This window comes from Pseudactinotalea terrae, assembly GCF_009733845.1.
GTDB classification, from domain to species: domain Bacteria; phylum Actinomycetota; class Actinomycetes; order Actinomycetales; family Beutenbergiaceae; genus Pseudactinotalea; species Pseudactinotalea terrae.
The window spans coordinates 391,886-403,725 of record NZ_WNXZ01000002.1; the positions used below are offsets into that span (position 1 = coordinate 391,886).

Below are 11,840 nucleotides of genomic sequence, written 5' to 3' on the forward strand. Positions count from 1 at the left end.
GTTGCAGTGTCGGACGCGCACCGGCGCGTCGGTAGGCTTCCGGACATCATGACCGAGCCTGCTCCCGACGGCGCCGCGCGCCCGCCGTTCTACATCACCACCGCGATCGCCTACCCGAACGGCGCCCCGCACATGGGGACGGCGTACGAGTACATCACCACCGATGTGCTGGCACGCTTCAAGCGCCTCGACGGCTACGACGTGCGGCATCTCACCGGTACCGACGAGCACGGCATCAAGATGATGCAGACCGCCGAGAGCCTCGGCATGTCACCCGCCGACTTCGCGCGCGGGAACTCCGACCGGTTCGAGGCCATGCAACGTGGCCTGGGCATCGACTTCGACCGCTTCATCCGCACCACCGACGCCGATCACATCGAGGCGAGCCAGGCGATCTGGCGGGCGATGGAGGCGAACGGCGACATCTACCTCGGCAGCTACTCCGGCTGGTACTCGGTCCGCGACGAGGCCTACTACACCGAGGACGAGACCGAGGTGACGCCCGAGGGCACGAGGATCGCGACGTCGTCGGGCACCGCCGTGACCTGGACCGAGGAGCCGAGCTACTTCTTCAAGCTCTCCGCCTACGCGGACAAGCTGCTCGAGCTGTACGAGGAGCGACCGGAGTTCATCGGCCCGGACTTCCGGCGCAACGAGATGGTGCAGTTCGTCAAGCAGGGGCTGCGGGACCTGTCGATCTCGCGGTCCACGTTCGACTGGGGCGTCCCCGTCCCTGACGATCCTGCGCACGTCATGTATGTGTGGGTGGACGCGCTCACGAACTACATCACCGGCGTCGGGTACCCGGACACCGAGAGCGCGGATTTCCGGCGCTACTGGCCTGCCGACGTGCACATCATCGGCAAGGACATCACCCGGTTCCACACGATCTTCTGGCCGGCCTTCCTCATGAGCGCCGGCATCGAGCTGCCCAAGCGCGTCTTCATCCACGGGTTCCTGTACGACAAGGGCAAGAAGCTGTCCAAGTCCGACGGCGGCTTCGTGGACCCGCTCGCGTTCGCCGAGACCTACGGCCTCGACCAGATGCGCTACTTCCTGTGCCGGGAGTTCACCTACGGCCAGGACGGCTCGTACAGCCACGAGGCGGTCGTCACCCGCATCAACGCGGACCTCGCCAACGAGCTGGGCAACCTCGCGCAGCGCTCGCTGAGCATGGTCGCGAAGAATCTCGACGGCGTGGTCCCCACCCCCGGCGAGCACACCGACGACGACCGCGCCCTGCTGGCACGGCTGGAGCCGCTGCTGGAGATCGCGCGCGAGCACATCGACGGGCAGCAGATCAGCGCCTACCTCGAGGAGCTGTGGTCGGTGCTGGGGGAGACCAACCGGTACTTCTCCGCGCAGGAGCCGTGGGTGCTGCGCAGAGAAGACCCGGCTCGGATGGCCACGGTGCTGTCGGTGACGCTCGAGGTCGTGCGCGTCGTGGGGATCCTGGTCCACCCCGTGATGCCGACGGCGGCTGGTCGCCTTCTCGCCCAGCTCGGACTTCCCGAGGTGGTCTCGTTCGCCGAGCTGCCGACGGCGCTGGTGCCGGGATCGCCGCTGCCCGCCCCGGCCGGTGTCTTTCCCCGCTTCGTCGACGAGCCCTGACCGATTTCAACGCACGTCTGACCACCCCAGCGACTTCAACGCACCTTCGACCGAGCGAGGTTGCAGTCGAGGCGCGGTCAGAAGTGCGGTGAAATCGGAAACCGGTCGAAAGTGCGTTGAAATCGGAGGGGTGGAGCATGGCGCGCAGGCGAGGTGAGTGGCCGGCGGACCCGGAGCCGTTGCCGGCCCCGGTGATCGACAACCACACGCATCTGGAGTCGATCCCCGAGGTGCTCGACGACGGGGTGCCCGACCCGGGCGTCGCCGCCCAGCTCGAGCGGGCGGCGGCGGTGGGTGTGGCGGCCGCGGTGCAGATCGGCTGCGACCTGGACTCTGCCGAGGTGAGCGTGCGGTGGGCGCAGGAGCACCCCCGGCTGGTGGCCGGCGTCGCGATCCACCCGAACGAGGCGGTGCTGCACGCCGGGGTGCGCGAGATCGCCCCCGACGGGCTGGAGCCGGCCCCCTTGCCACGCCACACGGCCTCGCTCGACGACGCGATCGCACGCATCGCCGAGCTCGCGCGAGGGGAGCGTGTCCGCACGGTGGGGGAGACCGGGCTCGACTTCTTCCGCGCCGGCGAGGAGGGCAGGGCCGTGCAGCGGGAGTCGTTCCGCGCCCACATCGCGCTGGCGAAGGAGCTCGGGCTCCCGATGCAGATCCACGACCGCGACGCCCATGCGGACGTCCTCGACGTGCTCAGCCGCGACGGCGCACCCGAGGTCACCGTGTTCCACTGCTTCTCCGGCGACGCCGAGATGGCGGCCGAGTGCGCGCGCCGCGGGTACTACCTGTCGTTCGCCGGCCCGGTGACGTTCGCATCCGCCGACGCCGTCCGGGACGCGGCCGCCGTGGTGCCCGCCACGCAGCTGCTCGTCGAGACCGACGCGCCGTACCTGACCCCGGCACCGCACCGCGGCGCACCGAATGCGCCCTACCTGCTCCCGATGACGGTGCGGCGCCTCGCGGAGGTCCGCGGCGACGACCTGGCGTGGTTGTGCGAGAGGCTCCACGCCAACGCGACCAGCATCTACGGGCCCTGGTAGGCGCCTCGCGAGGAGGCGGCGCATACCCCTGGCCGTGTGGAGGAGGTGTGAAGGGCGACCAACCCGCACTTCCCGGATGATCACGAATCGGTTACGGTGCCCTATCGGCCCTCCCGGTCGATGACCCCGTCCCCCGACCGAAGGACACCCCCTCCAGTGCCCTCCGACAACGGGAGCGCATCGAACGTGCGCTCCGGAACTCGTCGCAGCCACCGCGCGGAAACCCCCGCCAGCCCCGCGATCCCGCGGCCCCTGCGGTACGTGCTCGGCGTCGCTGCGCTCTCGGTGGTGCTGGTCGGTTCGTTGCTGTTCGCCGATGCCAGCCGTGCGGGGGGCTCGGCAGCCGACACCACTGCCGACATCGCCGATGTCACCGGTCGTGACGACGTGTGGGCTCAGGTCTCCCGATCCGATGGGTTCCGGGAGCCGCTCTCGCTGGAGGCCGGAGAGGACGTCAGCTTCGCCGTCACGGTCGACGGCACGACCCTCGACCTCACCGGCTCCACCACCCAGACCCTCGCTGACGCCCTCATCGACGCGGGCATCGTGGTCGACCTCGACGACGTCGTCTCCGCCCCGATGGGACAGCCGCCGGCGGAGGGCGCCGAGATCGCCGTCGAGCGCGTGGGCACCCAGATCGAGACCGAGGTCACCACGCTCGAGTTCGAGACGATCGAGAAGAAGACATCACGACTTCCTGCCGGAACCACGCGGGTGCAGACGCAGGGCGTCGAAGGCGCGCAGGTCACCACGTTCCAGACCACCTATGCCGACGGCGAGGTCACCCAGCGCACCGAGCTCGCCTCGGTCGTGGCGGCACAGCCGGTGAACGAGGTCGTGCTGGTGGGGACCGGCTCGACGTCGTCGGGGTCCTCGGGCTCCTCCGGTGGCAGCAGCGGGCCGATGCCTACCTACTCCGGTGCGGACCCGCGTTCGATCGCGCAGTCGATGCTGGCGGCCTACGGCTGGGGCTCGGACCAGTGGAGCTGCCTCGAGCGGCTCTGGCAGCGCGAGAGCAACTGGAACCCGTACGCGCAGAACCCGTCGTCCGGTGCCTACGGCATCCCGCAGTCGCTGCCGGGATCGAAGATGGCGACCGCCGGGTCCGACTGGCGCACCAACCCGGCTACCCAGATCACCTGGGGGCTGGGATACATCCAAGGGCGCTACGGCAGCCCGTGCGGAGCCTGGGGTCACAGTCAGTCGGTCGGCTGGTACTGAGCACGCGTCACCCACAGGTCCTTCACGGGCCGGGTGACGTCCGTCACGCAGCCTTGGCCCCAGGTCACGATTCGGTTACGTTGGCTCGCGGCACTGCGCCGTACATGCACGCCCCGGGTCGGATCGACCTGCAGCGGCGGCCCCTCAGCGAGACCGTACCGGTGTCTCGCGCGATCGCATCAGGACCCTCCACGTGACTACACCTGAACACGCCGAGAACACACCCGAGCAGACCGACGAGATCACCCCCGCCGGCGCTGCGGCCGACATGACCGCCGAGGAGACCTCGACGCAGGCCCCAGCACCGCGCCGCAAGCGCGCGCTGCTGGCGCTCGGCGCCGCAGCCGCCCTGGTCATCGGCGGCGCCGGGGCTGCGGTCGCCGCGGCCCACAAGACCGTGGAGGTGGACGTCGACGGCGAGACCGTGAGCGTCTCGACGTTCGCGGGCTCGGTCGCCGGTGTCCTCGCCGACCAGGGCATCACGGTCGGCGAGCACGACCTGGTGGTGCCCGGAGCGGACGAGGCCCTCACCGACGGCGCCGAGGTCGTCGTGCGGTACGCCGACCAGATCGAGGTGACGATCGACGGCGAGACCACCAGCCTCTGGACCGTGGGTGACACCACCGCTGCTGCGCTCGCCGATCTCGCCGCGAGCGGCCGCACCGCCAGCATGGCCGCCTCCCGCAGCGAGGGCCGCCTCGCGCTCGATCTCCCGCTGGTCGCCGACGGTCCGGTCATCTTCGAGGTCGACGGCGAGTCCCGCACCGTCGAGCTCGACGGCGTCGCCGACCTCAGCACCGCACTGCTGCGCGCCGAGATCCAGGTCGGTGACCTCGACAGCGTCAAGGTCAGCACGGCCACGGACGGCACGCCCGTGGTCACGATCACGCGGATCGCCACGCAGGAGGACACCCGCACCGAGGCGCTCGACTTCGAGACCATCGAGCGGGACACCGACGACCTGTACGAGGACCAGTCGCGAGTCGTCTCCGAGGGCGCCGAGGGCGAGCGCACCTACACCTACGTCCAGTACCTCGTCGACGGCGAGGTCACCTCGAGCCAGCTGGTGCGCACCGAGGTCACCACCCAGCCGCAGGACCGCGTGGTCGAGCACGGCACGGCCGAGCGGCCCAAGCCCAAGCCGCAGCCCACCAGCACGACCAGCTCCAGCAGCTCCAGCAGCTCCAGCAGCAGCTCCAGTGGCGGCAGCGGCGGCAGCAGCGGCTCCGTGAGCGGCGACGTCTGGGCCGCGCTCGCGCAGTGCGAGTCGGGCGGCAACCCGAGCACCAACACCGGCAACGGCTACTACGGGCTGTACCAGTTCTCGCTGCCCACGTGGCAGGCGGTCGGTGGCAGCGGCCTGCCCTCGGACGCGAGCGCAGCCGAGCAGACGCAGCGCGCGCAGATCCTGCAGGCGCGCGCCGGCTGGGGCCAGTGGCCCGCGTGCTCCGCCAAGCTCGGGTTGCGCTAGCGACACGTCTCGGCCCGGAGGCGCCGCCCTCGACGTCCAGGCGACCGAGGTGTCCGGCTGGTGTGTGCTGCGGCACCGCTTGTGGCAGGCTCACGGCGTGACGCCGAGCGAGCCGACCGCCCCCGAGGCCGGGCTGCTGACCCCTTCTGACGTCCGCGCACTGGCCGCGCGCCTCGACGTACGCCCCACCAAGGCGCTCGGGCAGAACTTCGTGCTCGACGGCGGCACGATCCGCAGGATCGTGCGCGTCGCCGAGGTGACCGAGGCGGACCGCGTGCTCGAGGTGGGTCCGGGCCTCGGGTCGCTCACGCTGGGGCTGCTGGCCACCGGCGCCGAGGTGGTCGCGGTCGAGATCGACAGCCGCCTCGCGGCGGCGCTGCCGGGCACGGTCGCGACCATCGCGCCGGCCGCGGCGCCACGGCTGCAGGTCGTGCACGCCGATGCGATGACGATCCCGGCCGACGACCCCAGGATCGGTGCGCCGACCACGCTGGTGGCGAACCTGCCCTACAACGTCGCGGTCCCGGTACTGCTGCACGCGCTCGCGACGCTGCCCTCGCTCGCCAGCGCGCTGGTGATGGTGCAGGCCGAGGTGGCCGACCGCCTCGCCGCACCGCCCGGTTCGCGCACCTACGGCGTGCCCTCCGCCAAGGCGGCCTGGTACACGCACGCGACCCGCGCGGGGAGCGTCAGCAGATCGGTGTTCTGGCCGGTGCCCAACGTCGACTCGGCCCTGGTGCGGCTCGTGAGGCGAGAACCGCCCACCACGACCGCCACCCGGGAGGCGACGTTCGCCGTCGTCGACGCGGCCTTCGCGCAGCGCCGCAAGACGCTGCGGGCCGCCCTGACCGGGTGGGCCGGATCGGCCGACAAGGCCGAGGCGGCGCTGCGGGCGGCGGGTATCGACCCGAGTCTGCGGGGCGAGCGGCTCGACATCACGCAGTTCGCGGCGATCGCAGAGCAGCGGGACGTGGCCGGGTGATCGCGCCGGCGGCCGTGCACGTGCGGGCACCGGGCAAGATCAACCTCTCGCTCCGCGTCGGCGCGGTGGGCGCGGACGGTTACCACCGCCTCGCCACCGTGTTCCAGGCGGTGAGCCTGTACGAGGACGTCGTGGCCGAGGCTGCCGAGGGGATCTCGCTCTCGGTCACCGGCCGGGCCGCCGCCGAGGTGCCCACCGATGAGACGAACCTCGCCTGGCGTGCCGCGCAGCTGCTCGCCGACGCCACCGGCACCGGTGCGGGCGTCCACCTGCGCATCACCAAGGGGGTGCCGACCGCGGGGGGTATGGCCGGCGGTTCGGCGGACGCCGCCGCGGCGCTGCTCGCCTGCGACCTGCTGTGGGGCACCGGCCTCGCGCGCGAGGAGCTCGGAGAGCTCGCCGCCGAGCTCGGCGCCGACGTGCCGTTCGCGCTCACGGGGCAGACCGCCATCGGCGTAGGCCGGGGTGACGTGCTGACGCCCGCGCTCGCGCGTGGACGCTTCACCTGGGTGCTGGCGATGTCCGACCGGGGGCTGTCGACGCCCGAGGTGTTCCGCGTGTGGGACGAGCAGAACCCCGCGGCTGCGCCGGTGCCGGAGGTCGAGCCCGAGCTGATGCACGCCCTGGTGGCCGGAGACCCGCACGGGGTGGCGCGCTACCTGGTCAACGACCTGCAGCCGGCGGCGATCGAGCTGCGGCCCGAGCTCCAGGACGTCATCGACGCCTTCGAGGCGTCGCCGTCGCTCGCCGCCATCGTGTCCGGCAGCGGACCCACGGTGGTAGGCATCGCTGCCGGGCCTGGTGACGCCGCCGACGTCGCCGAGTCGGTGAGGGCCGCCGGGGTCGCCGACGAGGTCCTCGTCGTCACCGGACCCTCGCTCGGGGCGCGGCTCGTGGAGCCGGTCGCGGCCGAGGTGGACTGAGGCCAGGGGCCCTCCTCAGCTGTCGAACGGCTCCATCAGCGAGCGCAGTGTCGCCGTGAGCGCCTCGCGCCCGGCCAGGTCCAGGTTCTCGAGCAGGGAGCTCTCGTAGTCGAGGAGCTCGGACATCGCTTGGTCGACGGCGTCCTTGCCCGGCTCGGTCAGCCGCACCACCACCACACGGCGGTCGCCGGGGCGGCCGTGGCGCTCGACCAGACCCGCGGCCACCAGCCGGTCGACGCGATTGGTCATGGTGCCGGACGAGACCAGCGTCTGGGACATCAGCACACCGGGCGTGAGCTCGTACGGCGCGCCGGCCCGCCGCAGCGCGGAGAGCACGTCGAAGGACCACGGCTCCAGGCCACGGGAGGTGAACGCCGCGCGCCGGGCGAGCTCGAGATGCCGCGCGAGCCGCGAGATCCGGGAGAACACGTGGAGCGGCGCGGGGTCGAGATCGGGCCGCTCACGCCGCCAGGCGTCGACGATCCTGTCGACCTCGTCCTCCATGGACGTTGAGGGTACGGGAGAGAGCGGGCGTGGTGCGGCCGGCGCGGTGCCGGGTCGCTCCGAGAGCCCCGATCAGGTCAGTCCTGCTCGACGGCTCGCGACTGCCAGGTGCGGGTGAGTTCCGGTTCGGCGTCGAGTCCGCGCAGGCCGTTCCAGGCCAGGTTGACGAGGTGGGCGGCCACCTCGGCCTTCGGCGGCGTGCGTGCCTCCAGCCACCACTGGCCGGTCAGCGCGATCATCCCGACGAGCATCTGCGCGTACATCGGCGCGTGCTCCACGGCCAGCCCCTGCCGCGTGAACTGCGCGGTCAGGATGTGCTCCACCTGACTGGCGACATCCCCGATCAGCGACGAGAACGTCCCCGTGGCCTGCGCCACCGGGGAGTCCCGCACGAGGATCCGGAAACCATCGGTGCGCTCTTCGATGTAGTCCAGCAGCGCGAACGCGGCGGCCTCGACCGTGACCTTCGGGTGCCCGCGCCGTGACAGGGCGGCCGTCAGGGATCCGAGCAGCAGCTCGACCTCACGGTCGACGATGACCGCGTAGAGCCCTTCCTTGCCACCGAAGTGCTCGTAGACCACAGGCTTCGAGACCTGCGCACGGGCCGCGATCTCCTCCACGCTGGTGGCGTCGAAGCCCTTCTCGGCGAACAGCGACCGCCCGACGGTGAGCAGCTGCTCGCGCCGCTGCTGGCCCGTCATGCTGGGGCGGCGCGGGGTCTCGGTCACACCGCCATCATGCCGTAGCCGTGGTGTCCGTCACGGTGTCAGGCCGCTCGCCAGCACGGCGGCGGCCACCTCCCGTGACCCGCGCACCGTGATCTCGGCCGCATCGAGGCTCGCTCGGCCCCACGTCAGCAGCGCCAGCGTACGGGCCGGGCCCTCGAGCCGGACGTCGATCCCGGTGCCGCTGCCACCGCTGAGCACGATCGGCTCGTCGGTCTCGGCCGGCAGGTAGGCCAACCGTGCTGCCGGCGGCGCGCTGCGGCCCAGCCGCACCTGTCGGGGGTGCATCACGGTGGCCACCTCGTCGAGACAGTCGACCCACCACGCGGTCGACGCCGACGGCGGATCCTGGCCGATCGCCGTCGCCAGGTCCCAGAGATGGATCAGCGTCTCCAGCGCCTGCCGGCGATGCCAGAAGCGCACGGTTCCGGTGTGCTCGGAGGCGGGGACGCCGTCGTCGAGCAGCGTCCAGGCGCGCTGCTCGGGGTCGAGCAGCGCGAGCGTCTGCCGCAGCTCGGCGGCCTGCTCGGCGTAGAACGGCTCGAGGTCGAACGGCCCGCGCCCCAACGGGGTCTCGCGCTCGCGGCGCGCCTGCGCGGCGGCCCAGTGGTGCACGCGAGCCAGATGGACCACGAGGTTCCGCACCCGCCAACGGCCGCACCACGGGACCGGCGTGGCGGGGTCCGCGAGTGGGATCAGGCGCAGGAACTCGCGCTGGAACGTGGCGAGCCCCGAGAGGTGATCGACGCCGTCGGCCATGCGAGAACGCTAGCGCCATCGGTTCCTGGCAGACTTGGAGGCGCTGTCCGCCCTGGTGTAACGGCAGCACGCCGGCCTTTGGTGCCGTGTGGTCCAGGTTCGAATCCTGGGGGCGGAGCGGTCTCGACCGGCCTTCTCACCGGGCTACAGTGGCCCGGTGACAAGCCCCGCAGCCGTCATCGTGCTCGCCGCGGGCGCTGGTACCCGGATGAAGTCCGCAACCCCGAAGGTGCTCCACCGCATCGGTGGCCGGACCCTCGTCGGACACGTACTGGCGACCGCCCGCGGCCTGGCCCCCGATCACCTGGTGACCGTCGTCCGCCACGAGCGCGACGCGGTCGTGGCCCATGTCGCGGAGGTGGATCCCGCCGCGATCGTCGCCGACCAGGACGACATCCCTGGCACCGGCCGTGCCGTCCAGTGCGCGCTCGAGGCGCTCGACGCCCGCACGCCGGCGCCGGTGGAGGGCGCGGTGGTCGTCCTCGCCGGCGACGTGCCGCTGCTCGACACCGGCACCCTCGCGGCCCTGCTCGAGGCGCACGAGGCCGACGGCAACGCCGTGACCGCGCTCTCGACCGAGGTCGACGAGCCGACCGGGTACGGCCGGATCGTGCGCGACGCCGACGGCACCGTCACCGGCATCGTCGAGGAGAAGGACGCAAACCCCGAGCAGCGCGCCATCCGCGAGATCAACGCCTCGATCTACGTCTTCGACGCCGCCGCGCTGCGGGAAGGGCTCGGCTCGGTGGGGCGCGACAACGCGCAGGGCGAGGTCTACCTGACCGACGTGCTCGCGCTCGCGCGCCGCAGCGGCCGGCGGGTCGCCGCGATCGTCGCGGAGGACTCGATCCTCGTCGAGGGCGTCAACGACAGGTCCCAGCTCGCGACTCTCGGTGCCGAGCTCAACCGCCGCACCCTGCAGCGCTGGATGCTCGACGGCGTCACGATCGTCGACCCGGCCACCACCTGGGTGGACGTCGAGGTCGACCTGGCCCCCGACGTCACGATCCTGCCGGGCACCCAGCTGCACGGTGCGACCGTGGTCGCGAGCGGCGCCGTCGTCGGCCCGGACACCACGCTGACCGACGTCGAGGTGGGGGAGGGTGCCACCGTGACCCGCACGCACGGGTCGCTCGCAGTGATCGGCCCTCACGCCACGGTCGGCCCCTTCTCCTACCTGCGACCGGGCACGGTCCTCGGTGAGAAGGGCAAGATCGGCGCGTACGTCGAGACGAAGAACGCCGAGATCGGTGCGGGGTCCAAGGTTCCGCACCTCTCCTACATCGGCGACGCGACGATCGGTGAGCACACCAACATCGGCGCCGCGAGCGTCACGCTCAACTACGACGGAACCACCAAGCACCGCACCGTGATCGGCTCCTACGTGAAGATCGGCGGCGACACGATGATCGTGGCGCCCGTCACGGTCGGGGACGGCGCGTACACCGGTGCCGGCGCAGTGCTTCGACGGGACGTGCCGCCGGGCGCGCTCGCGGTGACCCCCGGCAACCAGCGCAACATCGAGGGCTGGGTCGAGAGCCGTTTCCCCGACAGCTCCGCCGCGAGGGCAGCAGCGGCCGCCGACCAGCACGACCCCGAGTCCGACGGAGACCCCGCGTGAGCACTGGCATCACCAATCTCGGCGAGAAGCGACTGGTTCTCGTCAGCGGTCGGGCGCACCCGCAGCTCGCGCAGGATGTCGCCGCCGAGCTCGGCATCGAGGTCGTCCCCACGACCGCGTACGACTTCGCGAACGGGGAGATCTACGTGCGGTTCGCGGAGAGCGTCCGCGGAACCGAGGCGTTCGTGCTGCAGTCGCACACCGCGCCGATCAACCAGTGGATCATGGAGCAGCTGCTCATGGTCGACGCGCTCAAGCGCGCCTCGGTCAACTCGATCACCGCGGTGCTGCCGTTCTACGGCTACGCGCGGCAGGACAAGAAGCACCGTGGCCGCGAGCCGATCTCGGCCCGGCTGATGGCGGACATGTTCAAGACCGCGGGCGCCGACCGGCTCATGAGCGTCGACCTGCACGCTGCCCAGACGCAGGGCTTCTTCAACGGGCCGGTCGACCACCTCTGGGCGATGCCGATCCTGGTCGACCACGTGCGCGGCCGGGTCGATCTCAACAACGTCACCGTCGTCTCCCCGGACGCCGGGCGCATCCGGGTCGCGGAGCAGTGGGCCGCGAAGCTCGGCGGCTGCCCGTTGGCGTTCGTGCACAAGACCCGGGACATCACCCGACCCAATCAGGCGAAGGCGAACCGGGTGGTCGGTGAGGTGGAGGGCCGCGAGTGCGTGCTCGTCGACGACCTCATCGACACCGGCGGCACGATCGCGGAGGCGGTCAAGGTGCTGCTGGCCGAGGGGGCTAGCAGCGTGACCGTGGTCGCCACGCACGGCGTGCTGTCCGATCCCGCGCCGTCCCGGCTGCAGGAGTGCGGTGCGCGCGAGGTGGTCGTCACCGACACGCTGCCGATCCCGGTGGAGAAGCAGTTCCCCAACCTCAAGGTGCTCTCGATCGCGCCCCTGATCGCGCGGGCCATCCGCGAGGTGTTCGACGACGGCTCGGTCACCAGTCTGTTCGACGGAAACTCGTAG

The 11,840-nt window shown here is 71.6% G+C and carries 11 protein-coding genes and 1 tRNA gene; 9 read left to right on the forward strand and 3 right to left on the reverse strand.

Translation table 11 applies throughout. The features are described 5' to 3' along the window. Nucleotides 1-48 precede the first annotated feature (48 nt). From metG to GPA03_RS09350, 6 genes are all read left to right on the forward strand, one after another. Complete coding sequence (gene metG / locus GPA03_RS09325; protein WP_156251710.1) at nucleotides 49-1,611, forward strand: methionine--tRNA ligase; 1,563 nt, start codon at nucleotides 49-51, stop codon at nucleotides 1,609-1,611. Nucleotides 1,612-1,748: 137 nt separating this feature from the next. Beyond that, nucleotides 1,749-2,654 (forward strand): TatD family hydrolase, encoded by a 906-nt coding sequence (locus tag GPA03_RS09330; protein WP_156251711.1) that lies wholly within the window; start codon nucleotides 1,749-1,751, stop codon nucleotides 2,652-2,654. A gap of 156 nt (nucleotides 2,655-2,810) precedes the next feature. Then, nucleotides 2,811-3,875, forward strand: coding sequence for an aggregation-promoting factor C-terminal-like domain-containing protein (locus GPA03_RS22645; protein WP_206673502.1), 1,065 nt, complete (start codon nucleotides 2,811-2,813; stop codon nucleotides 3,873-3,875). 193 nt (nucleotides 3,876-4,068) lie between these two features. Next, nucleotides 4,069-5,346 carry a resuscitation-promoting factor gene (locus GPA03_RS23020; protein WP_277755031.1) on the forward strand — a complete coding sequence of 426 codons (1,278 nt, stop codon included), beginning with the start codon at nucleotides 4,069-4,071 and terminating at the stop codon, nucleotides 5,344-5,346. A gap of 97 nt (nucleotides 5,347-5,443) precedes the next feature. Further along, nucleotides 5,444-6,328, forward strand: a complete 885-nt coding sequence (rsmA, locus tag GPA03_RS09345) for a 16S rRNA (adenine(1518)-N(6)/adenine(1519)-N(6))-dimethyltransferase RsmA (RefSeq protein ID WP_206673503.1) — start codon at nucleotides 5,444-5,446, stop codon at nucleotides 6,326-6,328. Continuing rightward, entirely contained in the window at nucleotides 6,325-7,251 is a 927-nt protein-coding gene (locus GPA03_RS09350) for a 4-(cytidine 5'-diphospho)-2-C-methyl-D-erythritol kinase (RefSeq protein WP_156251713.1), read from the forward strand. Before rsmA ends, GPA03_RS09350 begins: the two co-directional genes overlap by 4 nt. Nucleotides 7,252-7,266: 15 nt before the next feature. Here GPA03_RS09350 and GPA03_RS09355 read toward each other — a convergent pair whose 3' ends face one another. The 3 genes from GPA03_RS09355 to GPA03_RS09365 form a co-directional block, all read right to left on the reverse strand. Further along, on the reverse strand, nucleotides 7,267-7,755 hold the full coding sequence (locus GPA03_RS09355) for a MarR family winged helix-turn-helix transcriptional regulator (protein ID WP_156251714.1): 489 nt from the start codon (nucleotides 7,753-7,755) through the stop codon (nucleotides 7,267-7,269). A gap of 77 nt (nucleotides 7,756-7,832) precedes the next feature. After that, complete coding sequence (locus tag GPA03_RS09360) at nucleotides 7,833-8,456, reverse strand: TetR/AcrR family transcriptional regulator (RefSeq protein WP_156252004.1); 624 nt, start codon at nucleotides 8,454-8,456, stop codon at nucleotides 7,833-7,835. 57 nt (nucleotides 8,457-8,513) lie between these two features. Next, a complete protein-coding gene (locus GPA03_RS09365; RefSeq protein ID WP_156251715.1) occupies nucleotides 8,514-9,239 on the reverse strand; it encodes a maleylpyruvate isomerase family mycothiol-dependent enzyme in 726 nt (241 codons plus the stop codon). A 46-nt stretch (nucleotides 9,240-9,285) separates the two neighbouring features. Between GPA03_RS09365 and GPA03_RS09370 the strand changes: the two genes are divergently transcribed. From GPA03_RS09370 to GPA03_RS09380, 3 genes are all read left to right on the forward strand, one after another. Further along, a tRNA-Gln gene (locus GPA03_RS09370) sits at nucleotides 9,286-9,357 on the forward strand. A gap of 39 nt (nucleotides 9,358-9,396) precedes the next feature. Further along, nucleotides 9,397-10,860: a bifunctional UDP-N-acetylglucosamine diphosphorylase/glucosamine-1-phosphate N-acetyltransferase GlmU gene (gene glmU, locus GPA03_RS09375; protein ID WP_156251716.1), complete on the forward strand. Its 1,464-nt coding sequence runs from the start codon at nucleotides 9,397-9,399 to the stop codon at nucleotides 10,858-10,860. Next, a complete protein-coding gene (locus tag GPA03_RS09380) occupies nucleotides 10,857-11,840 on the forward strand; it encodes a ribose-phosphate diphosphokinase (protein WP_156251717.1) in 984 nt (327 codons plus the stop codon). Before glmU ends, GPA03_RS09380 begins: the two co-directional genes overlap by 4 nt.

Bases quoted from the DNA above. Each gene is read 5' to 3' on its own strand.
- metG (WP_156251710.1), top strand. From the start codon at position 49: ATGACCGAGCCTGCTCCCGACGGCGCCGCGCGCCCGCCGTTCTACATC.
- GPA03_RS09330 (WP_156251711.1), top strand. From the start codon at position 1,749: ATGGCGCGCAGGCGAGGTGAGTGGCCGGCGGACCCGGAGCCGTTGCCG.
- GPA03_RS09355 (WP_156251714.1), bottom strand. From the start codon at position 7,755: ATGGAGGACGAGGTCGACAGGATCGTCGACGCCTGGCGGCGTGAGCGG.
- GPA03_RS09360 (WP_156252004.1), bottom strand. From the start codon at position 8,456: ATGACGGGCCAGCAGCGGCGCGAGCAGCTGCTCACCGTCGGGCGGTCG.
- GPA03_RS09365 (WP_156251715.1), bottom strand. From the start codon at position 9,239: ATGGCCGACGGCGTCGATCACCTCTCGGGGCTCGCCACGTTCCAGCGC.